Source organism: Tannerella forsythia 92A2 (assembly GCF_000238215.1).
GTDB classification, from domain to species: Bacteria; Bacteroidota; Bacteroidia; order Bacteroidales; family Tannerellaceae; genus Tannerella; species Tannerella forsythia.
Genome location: NC_016610.1, coordinates 1,721,745 through 1,747,283 on the forward strand (window position 1 = coordinate 1,721,745; position 25,539 = coordinate 1,747,283).

At 49.9% G+C, this 25,539-nt stretch carries 22 protein-coding genes; 19 read left to right on the plus strand and 3 right to left on the minus strand.

Features of this window, described 5'->3' with window-relative positions; translation table 11 throughout:
- Positions 1-30: 30 nt before the first annotated feature.
- The 6 genes from BFO_RS07065 to BFO_RS07085 all read left to right on the plus strand — a co-directional run bounded on the left by BFO_RS07065 (position 31) and on the right by BFO_RS07085 (position 4,797).
- Positions 31-846: a KilA-N domain-containing protein gene (locus BFO_RS07065; RefSeq protein WP_014224966.1), complete on the plus strand. Its 816-nt coding sequence runs from the start codon at positions 31-33 to the stop codon at positions 844-846.
- A gap of 96 nt (positions 847-942) precedes the next feature.
- The gene (locus tag BFO_RS07070) at positions 943-1,710 is read left to right on the plus strand and encodes a class I SAM-dependent methyltransferase (RefSeq protein ID WP_014224967.1); all 768 of its coding nucleotides are present in this window, start codon (positions 943-945) and stop codon (positions 1,708-1,710) included.
- A gap of 46 nt (positions 1,711-1,756) precedes the next feature.
- Entirely contained in the window at positions 1,757-2,332 is a 576-nt protein-coding gene (locus tag BFO_RS07075) for a hypothetical protein (protein WP_014224968.1), read from the plus strand.
- Positions 2,329-2,724, plus strand: coding sequence for a VOC family protein (locus BFO_RS07080; RefSeq protein ID WP_014224969.1), 396 nt, complete (start codon positions 2,329-2,331; stop codon positions 2,722-2,724). Before BFO_RS07075 ends, BFO_RS07080 begins: the two co-directional genes overlap by 4 nt.
- A 58-nt stretch (positions 2,725-2,782) precedes the next feature.
- Positions 2,783-3,040, plus strand: a complete 258-nt coding sequence (locus BFO_RS14960; protein WP_244262893.1) for a hypothetical protein — start codon at positions 2,783-2,785, stop codon at positions 3,038-3,040.
- A gap of 5 nt (positions 3,041-3,045) precedes the next feature.
- Positions 3,046-4,797, plus strand: coding sequence for an ABC transporter ATP-binding protein (locus BFO_RS07085; protein WP_014224970.1), 1,752 nt, complete (start codon positions 3,046-3,048; stop codon positions 4,795-4,797).
- A gap of 76 nt (positions 4,798-4,873) precedes the next feature.
- Here the strand turns inward: BFO_RS07085 and BFO_RS07090 are convergent, their stop codons facing one another.
- Positions 4,874-5,239: a four helix bundle protein gene (locus BFO_RS07090; RefSeq protein WP_014224971.1), complete on the minus strand. Its 366-nt coding sequence runs from the start codon at positions 5,237-5,239 to the stop codon at positions 4,874-4,876.
- Between the two features lie 87 nt (positions 5,240-5,326).
- Here BFO_RS07090 and BFO_RS07095 point away from each other — a divergent pair, with 87 nt between their 5' ends.
- From BFO_RS07095 to BFO_RS07125, 7 genes are all read left to right on the plus strand, one after another.
- Complete coding sequence (locus BFO_RS07095; RefSeq protein WP_014224972.1) at positions 5,327-7,057, plus strand: ABC transporter ATP-binding protein; 1,731 nt, start codon at positions 5,327-5,329, stop codon at positions 7,055-7,057.
- An 83-nt stretch (positions 7,058-7,140) separates the two neighbouring features.
- Positions 7,141-8,055, plus strand: coding sequence for a glutaminase (locus BFO_RS07100; protein WP_041591191.1), 915 nt, complete (start codon positions 7,141-7,143; stop codon positions 8,053-8,055).
- Between the two features lie 121 nt (positions 8,056-8,176).
- Positions 8,177-8,911 (plus strand): hypothetical protein, encoded by a 735-nt coding sequence (locus tag BFO_RS14415; RefSeq protein WP_014224974.1) that lies wholly within the window; start codon positions 8,177-8,179, stop codon positions 8,909-8,911.
- Between the two features lie 115 nt (positions 8,912-9,026).
- Entirely contained in the window at positions 9,027-10,007 is a 981-nt protein-coding gene (locus BFO_RS07110; protein WP_197556426.1) for a cation diffusion facilitator family transporter, read from the plus strand.
- A gap of 745 nt (positions 10,008-10,752) precedes the next feature.
- A complete protein-coding gene (gene ribF, locus BFO_RS07115) occupies positions 10,753-11,688 on the plus strand; it encodes a riboflavin biosynthesis protein RibF (protein WP_041590752.1) in 936 nt (311 codons plus the stop codon).
- 21 nt (positions 11,689-11,709) lie between these two features.
- Positions 11,710-12,783: a M20 family metallo-hydrolase gene (locus BFO_RS07120; protein WP_014224978.1), complete on the plus strand. Its 1,074-nt coding sequence runs from the start codon at positions 11,710-11,712 to the stop codon at positions 12,781-12,783.
- Positions 12,777-14,027: a lipopolysaccharide biosynthesis protein gene (locus tag BFO_RS07125; protein WP_014224979.1), complete on the plus strand. Its 1,251-nt coding sequence runs from the start codon at positions 12,777-12,779 to the stop codon at positions 14,025-14,027. The genes BFO_RS07120 and BFO_RS07125 overlap by 7 nt, the downstream gene beginning before the upstream one ends.
- Before the next feature lie 60 nt (positions 14,028-14,087).
- On the opposite strand, the gene BFO_RS07130 is transcribed toward BFO_RS07125, so the two are convergent.
- Positions 14,088-14,732, minus strand: a complete 645-nt coding sequence (locus BFO_RS07130; protein WP_046472584.1) for a thiamine diphosphokinase — start codon at positions 14,730-14,732, stop codon at positions 14,088-14,090.
- 117 nt (positions 14,733-14,849) lie between these two features.
- Between BFO_RS07130 and BFO_RS07135 the strand changes: the two genes are divergently transcribed.
- The gene (locus BFO_RS07135; RefSeq protein ID WP_014224981.1) at positions 14,850-15,962 is read left to right on the plus strand and encodes an Ig-like domain-containing protein; all 1,113 of its coding nucleotides are present in this window, start codon (positions 14,850-14,852) and stop codon (positions 15,960-15,962) included.
- 68 nt (positions 15,963-16,030) lie between these two features.
- Positions 16,031-17,653: an Ig-like domain-containing protein gene (locus BFO_RS14420; RefSeq protein WP_014224982.1), complete on the plus strand. Its 1,623-nt coding sequence runs from the start codon at positions 16,031-16,033 to the stop codon at positions 17,651-17,653.
- Between the two features lie 172 nt (positions 17,654-17,825).
- Here BFO_RS14420 and BFO_RS07145 read toward each other — a convergent pair whose 3' ends face one another.
- A complete protein-coding gene (locus BFO_RS07145) occupies positions 17,826-19,061 on the minus strand; it encodes an anaerobic sulfatase-maturation protein (protein WP_014224983.1) in 1,236 nt (411 codons plus the stop codon).
- Between the two features lie 242 nt (positions 19,062-19,303).
- On the opposite strand from BFO_RS07145, the gene BFO_RS07150 reads away from it, so the two are divergent.
- From BFO_RS07150 to argS, 4 genes are all read left to right on the plus strand, one after another.
- Complete coding sequence (locus tag BFO_RS07150; RefSeq protein ID WP_014224984.1) at positions 19,304-19,993, plus strand: succinate dehydrogenase cytochrome b subunit; 690 nt, start codon at positions 19,304-19,306, stop codon at positions 19,991-19,993.
- Positions 19,994-20,034: 41 nt separating this feature from the next.
- Positions 20,035-21,975 carry a fumarate reductase/succinate dehydrogenase flavoprotein subunit gene (locus BFO_RS07155; protein ID WP_014224985.1) on the plus strand — a complete coding sequence of 647 codons (1,941 nt, stop codon included), beginning with the start codon at positions 20,035-20,037 and terminating at the stop codon, positions 21,973-21,975.
- A 31-nt stretch (positions 21,976-22,006) separates the two neighbouring features.
- Positions 22,007-22,762, plus strand: a complete 756-nt coding sequence (locus tag BFO_RS07160) for a succinate dehydrogenase/fumarate reductase iron-sulfur subunit (RefSeq protein ID WP_014224986.1) — start codon at positions 22,007-22,009, stop codon at positions 22,760-22,762.
- A gap of 962 nt (positions 22,763-23,724) precedes the next feature.
- Entirely contained in the window at positions 23,725-25,515 is a 1,791-nt protein-coding gene (argS, locus tag BFO_RS07170; protein ID WP_014224988.1) for an arginine--tRNA ligase, read from the plus strand.
- Positions 25,516-25,539: the final 24 nt, after the last annotated feature.

The window sequence follows — 25,539 nt, forward strand, 5'->3', positions numbered from 1 at the left end:
AATTAGAATTTAAAAAGAAGAGCGGAACGAATGGCAAAGAACAGGAAAATAAACGTACAAGGAGTTGATATAATATTGTATAAAACAGACAATAGCGATTATATCAGCCTGACGGATATGACAAAGGCTTTCCGTGAAGGAAGCAGTCTTATCGGAAAATGGATTACCAACAAAAATACATTGGAGTATATAGGCATCTGGGAAAAAATCAACAATCCCGATTTCAATTACCCCGAATTCGGGGTAATTGAGCGGGAAGCAGGAAGCAACAGATTCATAATGTCTGTGGGTCAATGGATTGAGAGAGCAAAAGCAATTGGATTAGAGGTAAAAACGGGGCGTTATGGCGGGACTTTCGCCTACAAAGACATTGCTTTTCATTTTGCAATGTGGTTGAGTCCCGAATTTCAGATATATCTTGTAAACGAATTTCAGCGGCTTAAGGAAGAAGAAAACAACCGTCTCAAACTGGAGTGGAATTTACAGCGCACCCTTGCCAAAATCAATTATCATATCCATACCGATGTCATAAAAGAGACTCTTATCCCGAAAGAGGTAAGCAAGCGGCAGGCGGCTCTTATCTATGCCGACGAGGCGGACTTACTCAATACGGCATTGTTCGGACTTACCGCCAAAGAGTGGCGAGAGCGTAACCCCGACCTGAACGGTAATATCCGCGACTATGCCGAGTTGGAACAGTTGGTAGTGCTCAGCAACCTGGAAAGCATCAATGCTTTGCTTATCAAACAGGGATTGTCGCAAAGCGAACGACTCATTCAGCTCAACAGGGTAGCAATCTCACAAATGAGGTCGCTGGTAGAAAACAGGGCAATAAAAAGGTTATAGGGTCGTATTGATTATGCCCTTATCGAATACATTTCGGAAACGACAACAGAATGTATGAATAAATGAACGAGGACAGCAAATGAAAATAGAATAACGATGACACAGAAGAAAGCGAAAATGGACTATACGAAGATAAATGCACAGACAATCGATTCTTGGATTGAGGACGGTTGGATGTGGGGGAAACCTATCTCGCACGAAGAATTTGTAAGAGCAAAAAGCGGCGATTATGCCGTAAAACTGACCCCGACGAAGAATGTTCCGAAAGATTGGCTGGGCGATTTGAACGGCAAAAAGGTCTTGGGACTTGCAAGCGGAGGCGGTCAACAAATGCCGGTCTTTACTGCATTGGGAGCGGAATGTACAGTGCTCGACTATTCGGGAAAACAGCTGGAAGCAGAGCGTATGGTTGCCGAGCGTGAAGGTTATCGGATAAACATCATACGTGCGGATATGAGCAACCCCTTGCCTTTCGATGATAGCTTTTTCGACATCATTTTTCACCCTGTATCGAACTGTTATGTCGAGGAAGTGAAACCAATCTGGCACGAGTGTTACAGAGTGCTGCGTAAGGGTGGAGTACTTGTGTCCGGCTTGGACATAGGTATCAACTACATCTTCGATTTGGAGGAAAGGGTGCTGACCAATACCCTACCGTTCAACCCGCTGAAGAACGAGGAGCACCTGCGTCAGATGCAGGACAGCAACGGTGGCGTGCAGTTCTCGCATACCATAGAGGAGCAGATTAACGGTCAGTTGGAGGCAGGTTTTGCACTGACGAACCTTTATGACGATACGAATGGTTTTGGCAACCTGCACGAACATAATGTAGCGTCGTATGTGGCGACAAGGTGCGTCAAATAAAAGAATGTCAGGCATTAGATATTAAACCAATTGAAATTATAGTAATATGATGAAATCATTTGCAGAAGCTCTTTGCAGCAACGAGAAAAACGATAGGATACCCGAAGCATACGATTATTTCGGAGGGCTGATAGGCGAATGGGCTATCGAATGGAACGACCGTTTGGACGAAACCGTCCCCCGACGCGTGAAAGGCGAATGGATATTCTCGCGGGTCTTGGAAGGGACAGCCATTCAGGATTTGTTTATCGTACCCTCGCGTACGGAGAGGCTGGACAACCCGCAAGCCGATGCCGAATACGGCACTACCCTGCGGATTTATAATCCTCAAACGATGGCGTGGGATATATTCTACGGATGTACGGGCAGCGCCTTTCGTCTGACGGCGGTGAAAGCAGGCGATGAAGTGGTGCTGACCGAAAACGGCGAGGGGAGAATGCGGTACGTCTTTTCGGAAATAACCGCCGATACGTTCAGATGGCGAAAGGAATATTCAGACTCCGAAGGTCATTGGACAGTTGTAGCAATCGTAACAGCCATAAGGAAGAAATGTTCATCAGGTGTAGGGTATCAGGCAAAACGACCTAATACCCAATACCTAAAACCTAAAAACAATAGATGAAAATACGTAAAATATATGCCTGTTGGGTTTATGTGAGCGATATGGCACAATCCGTTCGTTTTTATCAGGATATAGGCTTTACCGTCAAATTCGTTGAGAAAGACGGTGCTTGGGTGGAATTCGATTTGGGCGAAACATCGTTTGCCCTTCTGCAACGACCGGAAGAAAAAGGTAAGGTGCAACCCCGAAAAACACGAATTATGTTTGAAGTAGCTCGTATCGAAGAAATGCAGGAACATTTGATTTCTCTCGGAGTCAAGCGGATTGGAAGCATCAGGAAAGAGCCTTACGGCAAACTGCTGACCTTCGAAGACCCCGACGGACATTGGCTGGAATTTTTCGAACCCCACCCCCAAAAACCTAAAACCCAATACCCAACCCCCAACACCTGAATATGACTGTAAATACGAAATATAGTCCCGAAAAACATTACCGCCGTTCGATACGGTTGTGCGGATACGATTATTCGTGCGACGGATTGTATTTTGTTACCGTTTGTTGTCAGGACAGGGCGTGTTTATTCGGCAAAATCGTCGACGGCGAAATGATATTGAACGCTGTGGGACGAATGGTGGAAAAATGTTGGTTGGATATTACGAACATATCATCCGCAATGCCGAATCGTATGGAAATATTGCGAAATACATCATTACGAATCCTACCCGTTGGCAGGACGATAATCTTTATATTGATAAATTTAAACAATAAATAATATGAACACATTAAAAAAATTTCAGATCTATATGGGCGAGCGACGGATATTGTTCCCGTTGGCGCTCATTGCTTCGGGGCTTAGCGGACTGATGTCGCTCGTGCCCTTCGTATTTGTGTGGCTCATTGTCCGCACATTGCTCGGTGTCGGCGGCACGGTCGCCTCTACGCCTATCGGCACGTATGCCTGGTGGGCGGTGGGCACAGCCGTAGCCGGCTTGCTGATTTATTTTGCTGCACTGATGATGTCGCACTTGGCGGCGTTCCGTGTCGAGACCAATATGCGTCGCTCGGCGATGCGTAAGATAATGGCTATGCCGCTCGGCTTCTTCGGAGTCAACGACGGCGGGCGGATGCGTAAAATCATCGACGAAGACTCGTCGAGTACGCACTCATTCATTGCTCATATTATGCCCGACCTGGTAGGCAGTATACTGTCGCCGCTTACCGTCGTGGTGTTGCTCTTCGTCTTCGACTGGCGGCTGGGCGTAGCCTGCCTCATACCGCTCGTGGCAGCCTTCGCTACGATGGGCTATCTGATGAATCCGCGTATGAACAACTTCCAGAAAAAGTACCTCGACGCACAAGAGCGTATGAGCAGCGAGGCGGTGGAATACGTGCGGGGAATACCCGTCGTAAAGGTGTTCCAGCAGACGGTATTCTCGTTCAAACGCTTTTACGACAGTATCATCACCTACCGTGATTTGGTAACCAAATACACGCTCAGCTGGCAGAAACCCTATTCGTTCTACACGATTATCATCAATGGGTTTACTTACTTCCTCGTACCTGCCGCCATACTGATTATCGGCAGGACGGGCAACTACGCCGCCGTCATCACCGATATGTTTTTCTATATTCTGATAACGCCTCTGATATCTTCGAATATTATGAAGATTATGTTCCTCAATCAGAATATGTTCTTGGCAAACGAGGCTATTACGCGTGTCGAAAAACTGACCGATTACCCGCAGCTTGAGTCGTCGGCACAGCCACAGCTGCCGCAAGGATACGGTATTGACTTCGACGGTGTCGTGTTCCGTTACGACGGGGCAGTGCAGAACGCCGTCGACGGCATAACGTTCTCTATCCCAGAGGGTAAGACGTATGCACTCGTCGGAGCTTCGGGCGGAGGCAAGACCACCATCGCCCGCCTGATACCGCGTTTCTGGGACGTTAACGAAGGCAGCGTCCGTATCGGAGGGGTAGACGTTAGGCAGATTGACAAAGAGGAGCTGATGAGTCGTATCTCGTTCGTGTTTCAGAATACGAAACTGTTCAAGACCACACTGCGGGAGAATATCACCTACGGTTGCCCCGATGCCTCGGCAGAAGCTGTCGACCGTGCCGTAGAGCTCTCGCAGAGCCGTGAGATTATCGACCGTCTGCCCGACGGGTTGGAGACAAAAATCGGAACCGAAGGTACCTACCTCTCCGGTGGCGAACAGCAACGTATCGCACTGGCACGTGCCATCCTCAAGGATGCTCCCATCGTGGTACTCGACGAGGCGACAGCCTTTGCCGACCCCGAGAACGAACATCTCATACAGCAGGCTCTCCACGAACTGATGAAGGGCAAGACATCGCTGATGATAGCCCACCGGCTCTCGAGCGTACAGACGGTAGACCGTATCCTCGTCATCGAACACGGCAAGATAGCCGAGCAGGGTACGCACGACGAACTGCTTGCCCGCGGCGGCATCTATAAAACGATGTGGGACGAATATCAAAAATCGGTAGCGTGGACGGTATGAATTAAATGAAATATGAAGGATTAAGAATGAAGATTCGTGATGCAAGTTATACGCATTCCGGGTATGTATAAAATGTTCATTCTTTATTATCCTTCAATCCTTTAGCGTTCTTAAGTATGGCAATAAGCAGATATACGATTGCGTTAGCTTCGGGAAAGATAGAATTATATATTTCCATAGTAATATGGTTGCTATCTTTGAGCAACGATAACCAATACAATGTTTCGTTGGCTTCTTTTAGAGCGACGTGCATTTTATTTATAAAATCGGCTTTGCTCTGTGCAAATTTAGCCTCGCTAATTAATGCACCAATAGCAGTACCGCTTCGCAATATCTGCTTCGACAGCACAAATTCTCGCTTTTCTTTCGAGAGAAACAAGTATAGCTTAATGATACGCAATGCCAATGAATATGATTTTTCGTAAACAATATTTTCACTCATAATAATTTATGACAAACTTATGTGTTTAGTAATAGCCAAAAGTACAAAAAAACACTTAACTTTTAACTTTTCATTCTTCATTTTATAATGATACACTACTTTGAGAACCGTTTCGCACTTTCGGAAAAAGGTGCACGCTCGCTTGCAGTAGGCATAGTTTTTTCTGCCCTGCTCAATATCGCCCTGATGTTACCGGTGATATTTCTGTTTATGTTTCTGACGGACTATCTGCAGCCCGTCATCGACCCGCAGAATACCGTGATGCACGGTATCTGGTACTATACGGTTATAGCCGTAGCTTTCTTTGCGGTTGCTTACGTCGTGTCATTGTTGCAATACAAGAGCACTTTTTCCAATATCTATACCGAGAGCGGCAACCGACGTATCTCGCTCGCCGAAAAGCTGCGTAAGCTGCCGCTGGCGTTCTTTGGCGAGAGGAATCTCTCCGACCTTACGTCCAATATTATGAATGATAATAGTATGATGGAGCAACTCTTTTCGCACGCTATGCCGCAGCTTTTCGCTACCTTCATCACAACGTCGCTTATCGGCATCGGTCTCTTCTTCTACCAGTGGCAATTGGCGTTGGCACTGTTTTGGGTGGTGCCGGTGGCTCTTGCCGTTGTGTTGCTTTCGAAGAAGAAGATAGATAGGCTCAATGCCAAATTTCATCACGACAAGCTCGACGTCGCCGAACAGGTTCAGTCAGGACTCGAATGCGTGCAGGAAATCAAAGCCTACAACGGCGAGGCAAAATATCTCGAAGACTTAGACCATAGTCTCCGTCGTTACGAAAAGAGTCTTACCAAAGGCGAATTTGTCGGAAGTGTCCTGATTAATTCTGCCAATGCGATACTCAAACTCGGTATGGCGACGGTCATCATCGTCGGTGCCTACCTATTGTCGGTCGGTACGGTCGATGTGTTTACCTACCTTATCTTCCTGATGATATCGGCAAGTATCTACAATCCTATCGGTGAGGTATTCAATCACATTGCAGTACTGACTATTCTCGACGTGCATATCAACCGAATAAAAGAGATGGAGTCGATGCCCGTACAGCAGGGAACAACCGATTATTCGGTCGATAACTACGATATAGCGTTCGACGGTGTCGACTTCTCTTACGAGACGGGCAAGCAGGTGCTCCGCAACGTATCGTTTACCGCTCGGCAGGGCGAGGTGACGGCGTTGGTAGGTCCCTCGGGCGGTGGCAAGAGCACATCGGCTAAGCTCGCCGCACGTTTCTGGGATATCGATAAGGGCACAATCACTCTCGGCGGGCAAGACATTTCGAAGATAGACCCCGAGGCATTGCTCAAAAACTATGCGGTGGTATTCCAAGACGTGCTGCTGTTCAACTCGAGCGTCGCCGACAATATCCGTATCGGCAAGCCCGACGCCACCGACGAGGAGATACGCCGAGTGGCAGAGCTCGCTCGTTGCGATGAGTTCGTCAGCCGTATGCCCGAGGGCTACGACACTCTCATCGGCGAGAACGGCGCCGCACTCTCGGGTGGCGAACGTCAACGCATCTCCATCGCCCGAGCCCTGCTCAAAGACGCTCCTATCGTGCTGCTCGACGAAGCTACCGCCAGCCTCGACGTCGAGAACGAGACCAAGATACAGGCAGGCATCTCGGAGCTGATACGCAACAAGACCGTGCTTATCATCGCCCACCGTATGCGAACCGTCGCCAATGCCCACAAGATAGTGGTGCTCAAAGACGGTACGGTTGCCGAACAGGGCACTCCCGCCGAACTGATGGCTCGTGACGGCGAATTTGCCCGTATGGTAGAGCGGCAAAGGGAAGGATGAGACAGGAATTATTTTGTTTGCAGGATCGGCCGAAGCTCTCTTTTTTATAGTTTTGTATCCGAATTATAGCGATGTTTGGCAAAATGAACTACGAAAAAATATTCGAAGATATTTTCGAGAAACTGAAGAACGTTCCCGATGAAGGAAAGGTGGCGGATTATATTCCGGAGCTGGCTCGTGTCAATCCCGATTCTTTCGGTGCCCATCTGACTACGGTCGATGGTGTGCATTATGCTTTCGGCGACTCCGAGACGCGTTTTTCCGTACAGAGTATCGCCAAGGTATTGTCGTTTGTACTTGCTTATTCCCATCTGAAAAGCAATATCTGGAAACGGATGGATTTGGAACCTGCGGGAACGCCTTTTAATTCGCTCGTACAATTGGAATACGACAGAGGAATACCGCGTAATCCTTTTGTAAATGCCGGTGCGATAGTTGTATGCGATATTCTTGTGAGTCGGTTTGAAAATCCTTCGGTCGAGGTGTTGGAGTTTGTACGAAGCTTGTCGGGGAATAACAAGATAGATTTCAATCTCAAGGTTGCGTATTCGGAGCGATCGATGGCATATCGTAATTACGCATTAGTCAACTTGATGAAATCGTTCGGAAATATCAAAAACGACATTGAGAAAGTCATGGACCTGTACTTTAAAATATGTTCCATTGAAATGACATGCAGAGAGCTGTCCGAGTCATTTCTTTTTCTTGCCAATAACGGTGTTGTGCCTTATTCGGGCAAGCCCATCCTTTCTCCCAGTCGGACCAAACGCACGAATGCATTGATGCAGACTTGCGGGTTTTATGATGAGGCCGGACAGTTTGCGTTTAAGGTCGGACTTCCCGGCAAGAGCGGTGTGGGCGGTGGCATTGTCGCCGTACATCCGCAAAGATACTGTATCGCCGTGTGGAGTCCGCGACTGAACCCTAAAGGGAATTCCCAGAGAGGTATATTGTTTTTGGAAGAGTTTACGACCAAAACCAAACTTTCTATTTTCTGATTCTCGTCCGGAAATTCAGTTTCGTAGAGCGGTTATTCGGAAAAATCCCTACAAATAGGGATTTTTTAAATGCCGGAAAAGGGCTTCCTTTGTACGAACAAATTATTTATTTATTTCAAAGATGAATCTGCAGAAAATAACAATCAGATGCTGCGTCTGCTTTTTGATGCTGATCATTACGCATGTGTCGAAGGCGCATACGATGTGGATCGAATCGTCCTATCAGGGGCATATCGGTCAGGAACAGCAGGTTAAAATCTTTTTCGGCGAGTTTTCGATCGATATGATTACGCCTGCGCAAAAATGGTTTTCGGATATTGCCGATTGCGAGTTGATGCTTCTTACTCCCGACGGAGCGCGAAGGACGTTGTCGAAAGTTCGGGAAGAGAACTGTTACACGGCTTCGTTTACTCCCGAGTCCGAAGGGTGGTATCTTGTTTATCTTGAACATCTCGTAAAAGACTTGTATCAAGGAATGCGTATTATGTATCAGGCACTCTCGTGGGTCAAAGTGGGTAGCCCGACAGGATTACCGGACGTACCGTCGCCTTTCAGTGACGGGAAACTGATCCTTCCTCCACAGACACCTTTTGAATTGAATACATCGGCGGAGGTTGCACTTCTTAGAAACAGAGCTCCGGTCGTCTCACAACGTTTTACGCTTACGGCGAACAACGGATGGCGAAAGAGCCTGCGGAGTGGCAAAGAATCGGGTAAGGCTAGCACGGAACTGATCTTCCCTGCAAAGTATTTATACGAATGGAGCGAAAACATCCCCGTCGGTAACGATGCGGAGAAAGTGCAGCCCGAACATCGTTCCGATTACGTGAACATGTGCTATTTTTTCAGTTTGTAAGACTTTGCCCGGACAGTAAATTAAAGATGCACCAGAGCTGCCGATTGTGAGCAATATATTATATGTATGAACAGGAGGAGGGGATAACGAATAATCATGAACTGATTTGGAGAAAATGACACACGAACATGAAATAAAAAACAAGATGCACGGGCATCACGCACATGATGACCATCACCATCATCATGCACACCCTGTAAGAGGGCGTAAGCTGTTGTGGGTGACACTGCTGAATTTTTCGATCACGATTGTGCAGGTGGTCGGAGGAATTCTTTCTAACAGTCTTTCGTTGATTTCCGATGCTGTACACAATTTGGGTGATTCGTCAGCCATCTTTATCGCTTTTCTGGCCGGTAAGCATGCTGAAAAACAACCTGACGAACGGAAGACATTCGGTTATAAACGTGTTGAAATTCTCGCGGCGCTTTTCAATGCCGTCGTGTTGATCGCCATTTGTATCTATTTGTTCTTCGAAGCTTATCAGCGATTTGTGACACCGGAGCCGATTCAAGGGAAAGTGATGCTCTTCGTCGCTGTTTTCGGTCTGCTGGCAAACCTGATCTCGGTTGTTGTACTGCATAAAGACAAATCACACAATCTGAACGTACGTGCCGCATACTTGCATCTGCTGGGTGATACGCTGTCGTCCGTGGCCGTCATTGTCGGAGGAGTGGCCATCTGGATATGGGAACTGTATTGGCTCGACCCGCTCATCACCGTATTAGTAGGCGTGTACATTATCCGTCATACATGGTCGATTGTGCGGCAAACAGTCAATATTCTGATGCAGGCTACTCCCGACGGAATAGATGTCAATATGCTGAAACGGAAGGTTGAAGAATTTCCCGAAGTGGAAAACATGCACCATCTCCATATCTGGCGGATGGATGATGAGCATATCCATCTGGAGGCACACATAAATCTTTGCGAAGATCGTATGCTATCCGATGTACAGCAAATCAGAAGACATCTCGAAGCGATGCTGTCCGAAGAATTCGGAATTGGTCATGTAACCCTTCAGTTCGAATATAAAGGATGCCATGGAGAAGACGGATTGATTCATCAAAGAACACCTGCATGTTCTGCACATACATAGAGAAGGCGGGAATCTTGTAAAGAGTGTAATCACTTGTTCCATTTATTTTTCTTTAACCCAAATTACGCGATACACTGTTCGGCGTTTACCGTTAATATAATAATGGACGTGCGAATGTACGACAATGGTTACGTCCGGCTTACAGCCCTCCGCCGAGATGCGATGCCTTTTTCCCCAACGCTTCGCTTTGCTCTTCCCCCCCCCCTTGAAGGGGGGGAGGGGGGATGTTCCTCTGCGCTCGGAAACCGTGTACCACGCATAACAATTAACCATTGACAATTAACAATTAATTTGTCATTCAGAGCGAAGCGAAGAATCTCTTTTCCGTTACTTTTGGCTTGACCCAAAAGTAACCAAAAGGTCAAGGCTTCGGGCGCTTCACACGCCTTCGCGACGCTTGCAGGTCGGAAAATCAGGTAACTCGCTTCGCTCGGACAGCCTGATTTTCTTTCGCCCTGCTCGCTGTTCCGTCGGCTCACCGCCCGAGGCCTGAGGGACGAACGCCGAGGGCGTTCGAGGCGAGATTCCTCACTACGTTCGGAATGACAAAGGGATATCTAAATCCATATTCATTCAGGCTTTCAGCCCTCCGCTGAGATGCGATGCTTTTTTCCCCAACGCTTCGCATTGGACTGAATTAATGCGCCCTTTCAGGGCTTTTACAGCGGTCAGTAAACAATTCAACAACTAAACATTTTTTCGAATCGTGTATACTATTCTCGGCTTTTTTATCTATGTTTGTGCCATGATCATCATACGCAATGCAGAAGAGAGGCGAGGCAACGCGTGGGCGGCAACGGTCGGATTTTTCGATGGTGTTCATCAAGGACATCGTTTCCTGATTCATGAACTGCGCCGTCTGGCCGATGAACACGGGCAGACGGCTGCCGTTTTTACATTTCCGGTGCATCCCCGTATCGTGTTGCAGGCCGATTATCAGCCGAAGCTGTTGAATTCGTTCGATGAAAAATTGAAACGTCTGGCAACGACGGAGGCCGACTGCTGCGCAGTACTTGACTTCACACGCGAATTGGCCACTCTCTCGGCGCGTGAGTTTATCGAACAGGTTTTATGGCAACAATGGGGTGTCCGTACACTGTTAGTGGGGTACGACCATCGTTTCGGGCACAATCGCGAAGAAGGTTTTGAAGCATACGCCGCATACGGCGAAGCATGCGGCATGGAAGTGCGGAAGGCCACTCCATATCTCCCGTCGGAAGGTAAAGACGCCGTCAGTTCATCGCGGATCAGGCAGTTTCTTGCCGAGTGCCGCGTAGAAGAAGCCGCGCAGATGTTGACGTATCCGTATCTTCTGAAAGGACATATCGTCGGCGGGCGTCAGATTGGTCGTATGATGGGTTTCCCGACGGCCAACATCGAGGTCGACGAACCGTTCAAGGTCTGGCCGGGTAACGGAGTCTATGCCGTGTGGGTACACCTGCGCGGTACTCGCTACAAGGGGATGCTCTCCGTCGGCAACCGCCCGACGGTCGATGGTCAGTCGCTGACGGTCGAAGTCCATCTGTTGCATTTCTCCGATACGGTCTATGGCGAAGCAATCGAGGTGGAGTTTATTCATTTCATACGTCGGAACAGGAGATTCAAAGACTTGGAAGCCTTGAAAGAACAGCTTGAGATCGACCGTGAAGAGGTAGATCGTCTGCTGCATTATGAACCATGACATAACGAATCGCGTATTGAAATGGAAATATATTATCAGGCCATAGATTTGCTGAAAGGGATGATCAGACGCCCCTCCTTTAGTCGTGAAGAAAAGGAGGTCGCCGATTTCTTACAGTCCGAATGGAAGACTGCGGGGCGCGTCGTGCATCGCAAGGGGAATAACCTCTGGATGACCTCCGGAAGCATTGATCTCTCCAAGCCTACCGTACTGCTCAATTCGCATATCGATACGGTCAGACCCGTACAGGGCTGGACGAAAGATCCGTTCGCTCCTTGTGAAGACGACGAAACCGAACGCCTCTATGGTTTGGGCAGCAACGATGCCGGTGCGGGTGTTGTCGCTCTTTATGCGGCATTCAATGAGTTATCGGTGAAGGACCAACCCTATAATCTGATTTTTCTGGCGTCGGCCGAAGAAGAGGTGTCCGGGCAGGGAGGGGTTGAAAGTGTCCTGCCCGAGTTGCCTCCGATCGCGTTCGGTGTCGTGGGCGAACCAACCGCGATGCATCCGGCGATTGCCGAAAAAGGACTGCTTGTGCTCGATTGTGTCAGCCATGGAAGAGCCGGTCATGCTGCCCGAAACGAGGGTGTTAACGCGATCTCCGAAGCTATGAAAGACATCGCGTGGTTTCATTCGTATACTTTCCCTCGCCGCAGCGACCTGTTGGGGAGCGTAAAGATGAGTGTGACGATGATCGGAGCCGGCACACAGCACAATGTAGTGCCGGACCGATGCCGGTTTACCGTCGATGTGCGTACCAATGAATTTTATTCCAATCGGGAAGCGCTGAACGAAATACGGGCGCATGTCTCTTGCGATGTGACGCCCCGCAGCCTGCGCCTCAACTCGTCGTGCCTTGATGCCGGGCATCCGTTTGTGCAACGTGCCGTGATGCTGGGGAAAGAACCGTTCGGGTCTCCCACAATGAGTGATCAGGCCTTGATGCCGTTTCCTACGGTAAAGATCGGGCCGGGTGATTCGGCGCGTTCTCACAGCGCCGACGAATACATCGAACTGCCGGAAATACGTGAAGCGATCACTCTTTATGTCCGTTTGTTGGATCAGCTAAATATCACCTCCTTCCCGTGTTAAAAAAAATCCTTGCGACCGTCGGAACGCGCTATGCGATCGCGTTGCTCAACCTGTTGCTTATCCTGATTCACAGCCGGGTGCTGGGTAGGGACGGGATGGGGGTAGTCGGGGTGATATATGCTTCGGTCAATCTGGCGGTTATCTTTAACAGTGTCCTCTGTGGCAATACGATCGTCTATTTTATGCATCGGCAGCCTTTCCGTACCGTTTTCTGGCCGACGTATGTATGGGCTTTTGTCGGGTCGGCGATAGCTTGTGTCTGCATGTCCCTGCTGGGGATGCTCCCCGAAGGTTATGGGTTTATTGTTTACGGGCTGTCCGTCCTGCTTTCGCTCGTAGCGGCGAATGCTCGTTTCCTGCTGGGTAAAGACCTGATCAAGGCGTTTAATGCGGTTTTTATCATTCAGGGCGGATTATTGTTTTTTATCCTCGTCGGCTTCTACTTCGGACTGAACAAGCGCGATGTGTCAGGGTATCTGTGGGGTCTTTTTCTGACGAATCTCATCGCGTGGATGGTTAGTCTGGGATTGATGATAAAGCCGTTCTTTCGCGTGCCGCACGAAGCTCGGGTTTCCGGATCGTGGATAAAAGGTGTGAAAGCGATGTTTGTGTATGGCCTCTGGAGCAGTGCCGACAATTTGGCCGAAGGACTGACTACGCGCCTGAATTACTTTCTGCTGCAACGATTCGGTGGGTATGGTCAGGTCGGGTTGTTGGATTCGGGTACGAAAATATCCGAAAGTATCTGGCATATCAGTCACGGGGTGAGCTTTATCGCTTACAGTCAGATCGCCCGGACATCGGAGGCCGAACGGCAGCGCAGCCTGACGTTGAGGCTGTTTAAGCTAACTTACTGTACGCTGATCGTTGCTATGGCACTTGTCCTCTGTCTGCCGGAGTGGGTCTATACGGATTATCTGTTTACGCCCGAATTTACGGGAATCCGAAAGGTGATTGTGGCCTTGGCTGTCGGGATTGTGACCTTTGGCAGTAATCGTATCCTGAGTCATTACTTCATTGGAACGGGGCGCGTGCGTATCAGCGCCATATGTTCGTGTATCGGATTGCTTATACTGCTTATAGCGGGTGGCTTCCTGATTCCTGCTTACGGGGTGACCGGAGCGGCGCTCTCTTCGAGTATCGCATTTTCGGCCATGCTGCTTTTTTCCATCGTTGTGTTTCTCCGTCTTACTCCAACTCGCCCTGTCGAGTTATTGCCGCGCATGCCCCGCATCAAAAAGTAATTCTTTACGCAGGGGTTTTCAAGGGAAAAACTTCTTGAATGATGTTTCGCACCGATAGAATCAATAGGCACGGAACACAATGACTTTACCTTCCGTTTCCACTTCGAACTGATCGCTCAGCGCCTCGTTCAGTGTGCCTTGCCACCAACGGGTGATGCGTTGTCGGGTTAGGGGCCAGCGTACGTTGCGGAGGGTTAACGGTTCGCTGTCTACACAAAAAACGGAAATCTGTTGTCCGGTATACGAAGCAAAAGAGGTATGTCCCGTGGCAGGTGTGAAGATGCCGTAATCTGTGCGCATCTCGACGGTTGCCTTGTCCATATAATCGGCCAGCAGGCTGATGTTGCCGAGCGTGTGGTCTTCACGTTTCCCCGTGGCGCCGACAATAAGCAGTCGGCGATGTCCCTGCTTGAGGGCATAACGTACCGCTTTCGTCAGGTCATTCGTTTCCTGTTCCGATTCGAGATGTAGCCTGTCTGCCACCTTGTCGCGCGCCGTCTCGGAGATGGAGTCGCCATCGCCTGCCACGGCCAGCGGCATAAAGCCGGCGCGAAGGAGAGCATCGGCAGCTCCGTCACAGCAGATGATGCGGTCGCGAAACCGTTCTATCGCCCCATACGCAGCCGGATGGGAAGGAAAATCTCCGGCTGCCACAATGACTGCGTCGGGAACCGGTGTCATAGGATGTTTATGTGTGAAATTCATGAAAATGAGTGTTAAAAACGGTGCAAATGTAAGATATTATTTGGATAGTAAGGGTAAAGTTCTGACTTTTGCAGTTCTATTTCATTGCCGTAATTATACATGCATTTCAAAATAACTATGAAAAGAATGATTCTTTATTTTCTGGCAGCCGTATTTGCGGATGCAGGGCTTTCTTTTGAGGCTGCCGGACAAGCGAAGCCGGTGCAACAGACAGTCTATTTTCATCAGGACACATTGCGTCTGGTGGTGGGACAGGAAGATTCTCTGAGAGCAACAGCCGTTCCTGACGCCCCGATTCTTTGGGAGGCACCTGCTGCCATACCTGTCATTGCTTCTATTGCTCCTCCTGCTAATTCAGGTCGTTATGGAAAGGTGTATCTGGTCAAAGGCAGAAAAGTAGGTAAGACGAAGGTGATCGTTCAGGTCGGTGCGGCTAAGGATACGTGCTGGGTCTATGTTTCTCCCAGGATTCTCGTGAAAGAGGTGCGTTTGAATAAAGACACCGTTCGTCTGAAGGCCGGCCGGACTCAAATGCTTCAAGCCAGTATAACTCCGCAGAATGCCACCGACCCAACGCTGAATTGGATGAATATGGGGAAAGCTACGGTTACCCCGTCGGCGACGAATCGTACCGAAGCGTTGGTAACCGCCGCTGTCGTGACAGACACAACCCTCATCATTGCCGAAGCAAAGGACGGGAGTAAATGTCGCGATACGTGTGTGGTTATTACGCATGTCCCGCTTGACAGTATCCGTCTGAACAAAGACACCCTGCGTGTGGATATCGGGAGCAAAGATACACTTCGGGCAATGGTGTATCCGAGCCAAGCCACGAACCGTTCACTGAACTGGACGGTCAAAGGAAAGGCCGAGCTTACTGCATCGTCCGAGACGGATACGGTGGCGCTGATCGCAGCGGCTCTGACTCCCGACACGGCGTATGTCATCGTGGAGGCCAAAGACAGCAGTGACTGTCGTGATACCTGTGTCGTCATCACCCGTAAACCCGGCGATGACGCTACTGTTGAAGTGAATGATCAGAGTATATATGCCTCCGAAGGGTATGTGCATATCCGTTCCGGTAAACCTGTTTCGTTGCGCATTTACACGATTTTGGGGGCGCTGTACCGGCACGAAGAAAGGCTTGTCGGCGACCATGTCATTGCTTTGCCGCGTGGCCTTTATATCGTCGTTCTGAATCATACCGCTAAAAAAATAATGGTGCGGTAAGAAAAAACGCAACCTTTTATTCGCTTTGTTTGTTACTTTATTACGAATCAAATTAAATAATAAAAGACATGAAAAGATGTACGCTTTATTTTGGAGCCACCCTTATCTGGGTGATGGCTCTGCTTCCAAGTGAAGTATGGGGGCAGTCTCCCCAACCCGGATGTGTTCTGACTAAAGACACGATCCGCATCGATGTGGGGCAGTCTGACTCGGTCAAAGTGAATGTCACGCCCAAAACGGACACTGTGGCGTGGAAATCGAAAAATCCGCTGATAGCAACGGTAAAATATGCCGTATCCGACAGCACGTATGGTAAGATTACCGGAATAAATCCGGGAGAGACGGAAATTGTGGTGACCTCGCAAAGTAAGGTGAAAGATTCTTGTGTCGTCATTGTTTACCAGCCGGTGACGAGTGTGGAACTGAAGGATAAAAAAGGCGCTGATATTGAAGAACTCTATATGACGGTCGGCAGTAAAGACACGCTTTATGCAAAGGTCAATCCGTCGGGGGCGAATAAGAAAGTGCGGTTTTTCAGTCTTTCGGGGCTTGTGACCGTCAATACCTTCGATACCTTGGGCGTGATCACAGCAAAGGGACAGACAGGAAAAGTGAAGATTGTCGTTATTGCCGGACATGAAGGCAACTTGAAAACCGACACGTGTCTGGTGCATATTACCAATCCGGTGACGGAAGTTTCTTTTCCGGAGGTTAAAAAAGACACGGTCGTGATGCATATGCGTCATAAAATGTTGTTGCGTGCCATGGTAAAGCCGGCGAATGCAGATAACACCGATCTGGCTTGGTCGGTAGAAGGCGGGTCGGTAACGGCTACCCCCATGGTCGACGATACGAAAGTCGCACGCATTGAATCCGTAGCACCCGGTATCTCGAAGGTGACGGCGATGGCAAAGAACGGAAAGTTTGCCACGTGCGTCTTTAAGGTGCTCCCCCCCGTAGCGGTAACGGGGTTATCACTCGATAAGGATACGCTTTACATGGCCATCGGAGAACGTGATACGCTGACGGCTAAGATTACACCTCACGATGCTTTCAAAAAGAAAGTAAAATGGTCATCGACGAATACCACTTATGCCACGGTGACATCCGAAACGGATACAACGGCTGTCGTATCGGCTAAGAAACGTGGGATCGCCCTGATTATTGCCGAATCGTTGGATGGAAGTTTTAAAGACACTTGTTATGTGAGTGTGCTGGAAACGATACCGGTGAAGGGAATAGATATAGACAGTACCTCCATTGAACTTTCCGTCGGAAAGAAAACGACGCTTCAAGCAACGATTAAGCCGGTCAATGCCACGAATAAGAAAGTGGTATGGACGAGTGGAAACCCAGCTGTTGTGACGGTCGATTCATGCCACGTGACCGGAGTGGCTTCGGGTGAGACCTGGGTGTATGTCCGGACGGTCGACGGCGGCTTCAGGGACTCCTGCAAAGTGACGGTTCGTAAAACGAATGCAAGCGAAGATATCGTTGAAAATGTTGATATCTGGAGTTTTGACAACAGCTTACGCATCCGTACCGATCAATTGCGGCCATTGGCCATTTATACGATTTCAGGTACGCTCTACCGCAAAGAGGATGTAGTCGGCGAGCGTATTATCACGCTGCCTAAGGGCGTCTACATTGTCGTATTGGGCGATGTGCGCAAAAAAATCTTTGTGCAATAAGGTTGTACATAGGTTATTTCCGAAAGAGCCTGCCGGACGCCATAGCCGAGCAGGCTCTTGTTTTTTTGGGGGAGGGCGTCTTCGTGTCTGAATTTTCAAAACGCTCCTATTCACATTCACAAGGTCGTATCTTGCGAGATGAGGTGTAATGTCCGATGGAACAGCGTTATTTTTATCGTCTTATTTCGTGCATGATATTGGCCGGCGGCCGACCGTTACGCAATTCTTCGGCCATGAAGGCCATAGCCGGCTCGACGTGTGCGAAATAGCGCTTTAATCCGGCACAGAGGTAATTCAAGCCGTACTCGCCATCGTCCGACACGGCGATTCTGTTCTTCGGGCATTCGCCATTGCACAATCTCAAGAAGCGGCAGGAGCAACATTCTGCCGGTAGACCGTCCCGTTTGTCATTCCCGAAGCGGCGCTGTTCGTCCGAGAGGGTCATCTCCACAAGTGTTTTCTCATACAGGTTGCCCCGTCGGTATTCGGGATAGACGAAATGGTCGCAGGCATAGACGTCGCCGTTATATTCCATGGCCAGCGCATGTCCGCAGGTCTTCGCATAGATACAGACGCCAGGCGGTTGGCCGAGGACACCTGCGAGCGTGGCGTCGAAAAGTTGTATATAATATTGTCCCACATCGTGGCGTACCCATTCGTCGAACACTGCAATGTAGAAATCGCCGTAAGCGATCGGATCGACCGACCAGGGGGCCGGCTCACAGTCTTTCGGATGGTCGGTCGCCGTCAGCAGTTCCAGCCCGTCCGCACGCGTACCGAGGCGTTCGACAATGGGAGAGAATTGCATGTATCGGCTGCCGATGTCTTTGAAGAAGTGATACATCTCAAGCGGGAAACGCACGTTATAGTCGTGCAGTACCGAAAGCGTATTAAACTCGACCTCGTGGTGATGCAACCGCTCGATGCCCCGCATGACCCGGGTAAACGTACCCCGTCCTCCACAATCCTTACGATAGCGGTCGTGCATGGCTTCCGGCCCATCGATGGAGATGCCGACCAGAAAATCGTTGTCTTTGAAGAAACGGCACCATTCGTCGTTAAGCAGCAGCCCGTTCGTCTGGATGCAATTTTGTATCTCCCGTCCCTGTCCGTATTGCCGCTGGAATTTCAGCGCTTTGCGGTAGAAGTCGAGGCCTCGTAACAGCGACTCGCCTCCGTGCCATGTGAACTGTACGAACGGACTTGTCTGGCATTCAATATACGCTTGGGTAAATCGTTCGAGGGTCTCGTCGGACATTCTCTTCTGCTTGCGTTCCTGATACAGTCCGCTTTTTTCGAGATAATAACAATATTCGCAGTCCATATTGCAGAGTGCACCTGCCGGTTTGGCCATCACGTAAATCGGAAACGAGAGCGGAGTGAAATACAGCGTCGGTTTCATATTCATAGAGCAAAGATACGGAATTTTTGCCAATGGTAAAGAGTGTCCTTACTTATGCCTCTATAGATAGAGGATTTGTAAGTGGATGAATGGGTGTAAATCACTTTTTATTAGTGTTTAGAGATATCCTGTAGTGATTACGGAAAAATTTCTGCAATATATTTGTTTATCCACTTTCTATATCGTACTTTTGCGACATTAAAAGAAACGTTAAACCGAATAAATAAACATTTAAAAATAATTTGCTTATGTGGTTACTAAAATCTTCTATCGGGAAAAAACTGGTGATGAGTATATCCGGAATTTTCCTGGTTCTGTTTTTACTGTTCCACCTGTCGATGAATGTGACGGCAGTCTTCTCGACTGACGCCTACAACATGATTTGTGGATTGCTGGGGGCAAACTGGTATGCGGTAGTGGCGACCATCGGCTTGGGAGTGATTATTACCATTCACTTTGTGTATGCGGTGATGCTGACGCTGCAAAACCGGAAGGCGCGCGGGAACGACCGTTATGCGGTCAATACGCGTCCCCAAGGGGTGAGCTGGGCCTCGCAGAATATGTTCGTGATCGGTGTGGTGGTCATTGGCTTTATGATTCTTCATTTTAGCCAGTTTTGGTACAAGATGATGTTTGCGGAATTACTGGGACATCACGAAGTAGAGCTGGGTAGCCGTGTTGTATCTCCGCAGGACGGGGCCGACTTTATTCAGTATTATTTTAGCCAGTTGTGGGTGGTGATAGCCTATTTGATTTGGTATGTGGCGTTGTGGTTTCACCTCACACACGGTGTGTGGAGTGCGATCCATACCATCGGCTGGAACAATCACGTGTGGATGAACCGTCTGAAAGTGATCAGCAATGTGGTGGCTACGCTTATCTTTTTGGGATATGCTTTTGTTACGCTCTTCTTTTATGTGAAAAGCCTGTGCGGCTAATGGGAACAAACAAGATGTAATTTCTTTTAAAAGCAATCGTTATGAGTCAAATAAATTCAAAAATACCACAGGGGCCGTTAGCCGAGAAGTGGACCAATTATAAAGCACACCAGAAGTTGGTAAACCCGGCCAACAAACGTCGTTTGGATATTATTGTCGTAGGTACCGGTCTGGCCGGCGCCTCGGCTGCCGCCTCGCTGGCCGAGATGGGGTTTAACGTATTTAACTTCTGTATTCAAGATTCGCCGCGTCGTGCACACTCTATTGCTGCGCAGGGAGGGATCAATGCGGCCAAGAATTATCAGAACGACGGCGATTCGGTATACCGTCTGTTCTATGACACGATTAAAGGGGGCGACTATCGTGCCCGTGAAGCCAACGTGTACCGTTTGGCCGAAGTATCGAATGCCATTATCGACCAGTGCGTGGCGCAGGGCGTACCTTTTGCCCGCGAATACGGCGGATTGCTCGACAACCGTTCGTTCGGCGGGGCACAGGTATCGCGCACGTTCTATGCCCGCGGACAGACGGGACAGCAGTTGCTGCTGGGCGCATATTCGGCGCTGAGCCGTCAGATCGGGCTGGGTAAAGTAAAGATGTACACGCGTCATGAGATGCTCGATGTCGTAAAGATCGACGGACGCGCCCGCGGTATTCTGGCACGCAATTTAGTGACCGGTAAGATCGAACGTTTTGCGGCTCACGCCGTAGTCGTAGCCACAGGCGGATATGTGAACACATTCTTCCTGTCGACGAACGCGATGGCCTCGAACGGATCGGCGGCATGGCAGTGCTACAAGAAGGGTGCGTACTTTGCCAACCCGTGTATGGTACAGATTCACCCGACGTGTATTCCGGTGCACGGCGAATTTCAGTCGAAACTGACGCTGATGTCGGAGTCGTTGCGTAATGACGGACGTATCTGGGTGCCCAAGAAGAAAGAAGATGCCGAAGCGATTCGTGCCGGCAAACTGAGACCCACACAGATCAAGGAAGAAGACCGCGATTATTATCTGGAACGTCGTTATCCGGCGTTCGGTAACCTCGTGCCGCGCGACGTGGCTTCGCGTGCTGCCAAAGAACGTTGCGACGCCGGGTTCGGCGTAGGAGCCGGTCAGGCCGTTTACCTCGACTTTGCCGATGCCATCAACCGTCTGGGACGCGATGTGGTAGAAGCACGCTACGGAAACCTCTTCCAAATGTATGAAAAAATTGTAGACGATAATCCGTACGAAACCCCGATGATGATTTATCCGGCGCTCCACTATTCGATGGGCGGACTGTGGGTAGACTACGAATTGATGACCAACATCCCCGGTCTGTTTGCCATCGGCGAAGCCAACTTCTCCGACCACGGAGCGAACCGTCTGGGAGCATCGGCCCTGATGCAAGGATTGGCCGACGGTTATTTCGTGCTGCCGTATACGATTCAGAATTATCTGGCTGACCAGATTCAGGTGCCCCGTTTCAAGACCGACGCGCCGGAGTTTGCGGAAGCCGAGAAGCAGATTCAGGATCGGATCAACCGGTTGATGAACATCAAAGGAAAGCGTTCGGTCGACAGTCTGCATAAAGAGCTGGGACACATCATGTGGGATCACGTCGGGATGGCGCGTAATGCCGAAGGGCTGAAAGAAGCCATCGAGATGTTGAAGAAACTGAAAAAAGAATTCTGGAGCAATGTACGTATTCCCGGCAAGGGCGACGACCTGAACGTAGAGCTTGAAAAAGCGTTGCGTCTGGCCGACTTTATCGAGATCGGCGAACTGATGGCGCACGACTCGTATGACCGTGCCGAATCGTGCGGCGGACATTTCCGCGAAGAGCACCAGACGTCGGAAGGTGAAGCGATGCGCCACGACGAAGAATTCTCGTATGTATCGTGCTGGGAATATCAGGGCGAAGACAAAGATCCGGTGATGCTGAAAGAACCGCTCGATTACGAGTTTGTCGTTCGCCAGCAGCGGAACTATAAGAATTAAGGAGTTTCACACAGCTTAAAAGAACAAGACAATGGATAAAAATATCGATATAACTGTAAAAGTATGGCGCCAGCGAGGTCCGAAAGAAAAAGGCGCTTTTGAAACATATCCGCTTAAAGGAATCTCCCAGGGCAGTTCGTTCCTCGAAATGCTGGATGTGCTCAACGAACAGTTGGTCAACGAAGGCAAAGAACCGGTCTTCTTCGATCATGACTGCCGCGAAGGCATCTGCGGCATGTGCTCGTTATACATCAACGGCCATCCGCACGGCCCGGATTCGGCTATTACCACGTGCCAGTTGCACATGCGCAAGTTCAACGACGGCGAGACGATTACCGTCGAACCGTGGCGCTCGGCCGGTTTTCCCGTGATCCGTGACCTGACGGTCGACCGTCAGGCATACGACAAGATCATGCAGGCCGGAGGGTTCGTGTCCGTCAACACCGGTGGAGTACCCGATGCCAATGCTATTCCGATTCCGAAGAAAGATGCCGATCTGGCTATGGATGCGGCCGCCTGTATCGGTTGCGGCGCTTGTGCGGCCGCCTGCAAGAACGGGTCGGCCATGCTGTTCGTGTCGGCCAAGGTAAGTCAGCTGGCCTTGCTCCCGCAGGGTAAGGTAGAGGCAGCCCGCCGTGCCAAAGCCATGGTGGCCAAGATGGATGAGCTTGGGTTCGGAAACTGTACGAACACCAGAGCATGCGAGGTGGAATGTCCGAAACAAATTTCGGTGACGAATATCGCTCGTATGAATCGCGAGTACCTCTCGGCCAAGTTCAAGGATTGATCGTATACTCGCAAAGGAGTAAACCGTGTATGGTAAAAAGCCATCTCGCCTTGCGCGAGGTGGCTTTTTTTTAAATGAATTGCAGACTATGGGTGTTGAGGTGTTTATCCGAACGCAAATTTCGCAAATGGCGCAAATGAACGCGAATCAACGCAAATGTTGTTCCGGCGGGCGAACACAAGGTTCGCCCGTCATGGCGTTGATATGAACATTCCCCCAGCCCCCCTTCAAAGGGGGGGAAGAGCGAAGCGAAGGGGGATGTTCCTCTGCGCTCGGAAACCGTGTACCACACATAACAATTAACCATTGACAATTAACCATTAATTTGTCATTCAGAGCGAAGCGAAGAATCTCTTTCCGTTACCCCGCGAGATTCCTCACTGTGTTCGGAATGACAAAGAAGGCGTTCGTAATTCTCCTTCCCCTGTCATTCAGAGCGCTCTTTCTGTCACTTTTGGCTTGACCCAAAAGAAACCAAAAGGTCAAGGCTTCGGGCGCTTCGCACGCCTTCGCGACGCTCGCAGGTCGGAAAATCAGGTAACTCGCTTGGCTCGGACAGCCTGATTTTCTATCGCCCTGCTCGCTGCTCCGTCGGCTCACCGCCCGAGGCCTATGGACGAACGCCGAAGCGTTCGAGGCGGGATTCCTCACAATGCTTGGAATGTTAAAACAAAGTGTGGCGGCCTTTTTAGAACGCTTGGAATGTTAAAACAATTTGTGCGAGCCTTTTCACAACGCTTAAAATGTTAAAACAAAATGCGGGAGCCTTTTCACAACACTTAAATTGCTCAAACAAGATGCGGCAACCGTTTAAGAGCTGTTTGAGATGATGCAAAAAATAACGGAATCGTATCGTCGCGGGGGGAAGGCATACTCCATAAGCAGCCCGTTACAAGGGCGGAAGTGGCCGCGGGTTTCCCGAAAAAATATTACCTTTGTCCCGTTAAAATTTAGGTTGCACAATGATTGAACAACAACTTTCGGCGGCCATACGTTCCGCCATACAGACCCTTTACGGGGTGGCGATTGCACCCGAACAGGCCGTTTTGCAGAAGACAAAAAAAGAATTTGAAGGACATCTTACGCTCGTCGTGTTTCCGTTCTTGCGCATCTCCAAAAAATCGCCCGAGCAGACGGCGCAGGAGATCGGTGAATATCTGCTGGAACATGAGCCATCTGTCGCCTCATTCAATGTGATTAAAGGCTTTTTGAACTTGACAATCGCCGGATCGAACTGGATCGAGATGCTGAACGCGATGCACGGGCAGGAGACCTACGGCATTACGCATCCGGCCGAAAAGGCTCCGCTGGTGATGATCGAATACTCGTCGCCCAACACGAATAAGCCGCTCCATCTCGGACATGTGCGTAACAACCTGTTGGGATACAGTCTGTCGGAAATTCTGAAAGCCAACGGTAACCGGGTGATTAAAACGAATATCGTCAACGATCGGGGAATCCACATCTGCAAGTCGATGCTGGCCTGGCAGAAATGGGGCGAGGGCGTGACGCCCGAATCGTCGGGGAAGAAAGGCGATCATCTGGTCGGTGATTTTTATGTCATGTTCGACAAGCATTACCGTGAGGAAGTCGGTCAGCTCGTGGCATCGGGCCTGAGTAAGGAAGAGGCCGAAGCCCGGTCGCCGCTGATGGCCGAGGCGCGTGAGATGCTCCGCCGCTGGGAAGCCGGCGATGCCGAGGTGCGCGAGTTGTGGAACCGGATGAACGGTTGGGTGTACGATGGCTTTGATTGGACGTATAAGCGGCTCGGAGTCGATTTCGATAAGATTTATTATGAATCGGAGACGTATCTCGAAGGGCGCGAGAAGGTGCTGGAAGGATTGAAGAAAGGACTGTTTTATCGCCGCGACGACGGGTCGGTATGGGCAGACCTGCGGCCGGAAGGGTTGGACGAGAAAATCTTGCTGCGCTCCGACGGCACATCGGTGTATATGACGCAGGACATCGGCACGGCCAAACTTCGTTTCGACGATTATCCGATCGACCGGATGATTTACGTCGTAGGAAACGAGCAGAATTATCATTTCCAAGTGCTCTCGATTCTGCTCGATAAATTGGGCTTCGCTTTCGGCAAAGGGTTGATTCATTTCTCGTACGGTATGGTGGAACTGCCCGAGGGGAAGATGAAGAGCCGCGAAGGAACGGTCGTCGATGCCGACGATCTGATGGACGAGATGATTGCCACGGCGCGCGATATCTCGAACGAGCTGGGCAAGCTGGACGGCTTGAGCCCTTCGGAGGCCGACGATATCATCCGCGTCATCGGGTTAGGATCGCTCAAGTATTTCATCTTGAAAGTCGATCCGCGTAAGAATATGACATTTAATCCGAAAGAGTCGATCGACTTCAACGGAAACACCGGTTCGTTTATTCAATATACGTATGCACGTATCCGCTCGGTGCTTCGCAAGGCCGAAGAACAGGGGCTTGTCATCCCCGAACAGCTGCCGACCGATACGCCCGTCAATGCGAAAGAGCAGACATTGATCGGTTCGCTGGCCGACTTCGCCTCGACGGTTAAAGAAGCCGGCGAGACGTATAGCCCGGCCTGCATTGCCAACTACGTCTATGATCTGGTGCGCGAGTTCAATCAGTTCTATCACGACTATACGATCCTCGGCGAGAGCGATGAACGGATCAGGCAGTTGCGTCTGACGCTCTCGGCCGAAACGGCCAAGATCGTGCGCTTGGCCATGTCGCTGCTGGGTATCGAGATGCCGGAGCGGATGTAGCGGAGGGCTTCCTTCCGAACGGAA

Bases quoted from the DNA above. Each gene is read 5' to 3' on its own strand.
- BFO_RS07065 (WP_014224966.1), top strand. From the start codon at position 31: ATGGCAAAGAACAGGAAAATAAACGTACAAGGAGTTGATATAATATTG.
- BFO_RS07070 (WP_014224967.1), top strand. From the start codon at position 943: ATGACACAGAAGAAAGCGAAAATGGACTATACGAAGATAAATGCACAG.
- BFO_RS07075 (WP_014224968.1), top strand. From the start codon at position 1,757: ATGATGAAATCATTTGCAGAAGCTCTTTGCAGCAACGAGAAAAACGAT.
- BFO_RS07080 (WP_014224969.1), top strand. From the start codon at position 2,329: ATGAAAATACGTAAAATATATGCCTGTTGGGTTTATGTGAGCGATATG.
- BFO_RS07085 (WP_014224970.1), top strand. From the start codon at position 3,046: ATGAACACATTAAAAAAATTTCAGATCTATATGGGCGAGCGACGGATA.
- BFO_RS07090 (WP_014224971.1), bottom strand. From the start codon at position 5,239: ATGAGTGAAAATATTGTTTACGAAAAATCATATTCATTGGCATTGCGT.
- BFO_RS07095 (WP_014224972.1), top strand. From the start codon at position 5,327: ATGATACACTACTTTGAGAACCGTTTCGCACTTTCGGAAAAAGGTGCA.
- BFO_RS07100 (WP_041591191.1), top strand. From the start codon at position 7,141: ATGAACTACGAAAAAATATTCGAAGATATTTTCGAGAAACTGAAGAAC.
- BFO_RS14415 (WP_014224974.1), top strand. From the start codon at position 8,177: ATGAATCTGCAGAAAATAACAATCAGATGCTGCGTCTGCTTTTTGATG.
- BFO_RS07110 (WP_197556426.1), top strand. From the start codon at position 9,027: ATGACACACGAACATGAAATAAAAAACAAGATGCACGGGCATCACGCA.
- ribF (WP_041590752.1), top strand. From the start codon at position 10,753: ATGATCATCATACGCAATGCAGAAGAGAGGCGAGGCAACGCGTGGGCG.
- BFO_RS07120 (WP_014224978.1), top strand. From the start codon at position 11,710: ATGGAAATATATTATCAGGCCATAGATTTGCTGAAAGGGATGATCAGA.
- BFO_RS07130 (WP_046472584.1), bottom strand. From the start codon at position 14,732: ATGAATTTCACACATAAACATCCTATGACACCGGTTCCCGACGCAGTC.
- BFO_RS07135 (WP_014224981.1), top strand. From the start codon at position 14,850: ATGAAAAGAATGATTCTTTATTTTCTGGCAGCCGTATTTGCGGATGCA.
- BFO_RS14420 (WP_014224982.1), top strand. From the start codon at position 16,031: ATGAAAAGATGTACGCTTTATTTTGGAGCCACCCTTATCTGGGTGATG.
- BFO_RS07145 (WP_014224983.1), bottom strand. From the start codon at position 19,061: ATGAATATGAAACCGACGCTGTATTTCACTCCGCTCTCGTTTCCGATT.
- BFO_RS07150 (WP_014224984.1), top strand. From the start codon at position 19,304: ATGTGGTTACTAAAATCTTCTATCGGGAAAAAACTGGTGATGAGTATA.
- BFO_RS07155 (WP_014224985.1), top strand. From the start codon at position 20,035: ATGAGTCAAATAAATTCAAAAATACCACAGGGGCCGTTAGCCGAGAAG.
- BFO_RS07160 (WP_014224986.1), top strand. From the start codon at position 22,007: ATGGATAAAAATATCGATATAACTGTAAAAGTATGGCGCCAGCGAGGT.
- argS (WP_014224988.1), top strand. From the start codon at position 23,725: ATGATTGAACAACAACTTTCGGCGGCCATACGTTCCGCCATACAGACC.